Source organism: Streptococcus suis (genome assembly GCF_002960445.1).
GTDB lineage: Bacteria > Bacillota > Bacilli > Lactobacillales > Streptococcaceae > Streptococcus > Streptococcus hyiners.
Genome location: NZ_POJD01000106.1, coordinates 1 through 360 on the forward strand (window position 1 = coordinate 1; position 360 = coordinate 360).

General features: G+C 39.7%; 2 pseudogenes. Both read right to left on the minus strand.

The features are described from left to right. A pseudogene (locus C1G53_RS13255) lies at positions 1-125 on the minus strand (macrolide ABC transporter ATP-binding protein); the annotation flags it as partial. Continuing rightward, positions 106-360: pseudogene (locus tag C1G53_RS01925) on the minus strand (efflux transporter periplasmic adaptor subunit); the annotation flags it as partial. The pseudogenes C1G53_RS01925 and C1G53_RS13255, both read right to left, overlap by 20 nt.

The following is a 360-nucleotide window of genomic DNA, read 5'->3' on the forward strand; positions in this document are numbered from 1 at the left end:
CCCATAATGGCAAGAAATTCTCCCTCTTCCACCTCTAAATCAATATTCTTTAAAACTCGGAGTTCTTGATCACCATTTTTGTAGGATTTATTGATACTTGTTAGTCTAATAAGCTGGTTCTTCATTGGCTTCAACCTCTTTGCCATCTTCGAGATTCGGAGTTGGAATGGTAATAACCTTATCTCCTGCTGCTATACCAGCGGTCACTTCCTGGTTCAAAGCATCTGCGTTCCCCAGAGTAACTTCTACTTTCTTAGCTTTCCCATCAACCAAGGTCCACACATAGTTTTTATCTTCTTCTGGCACAACTGCGGACACCGGAATTAAAATGTTTTTACTTGTATTGACAACCTCAATATT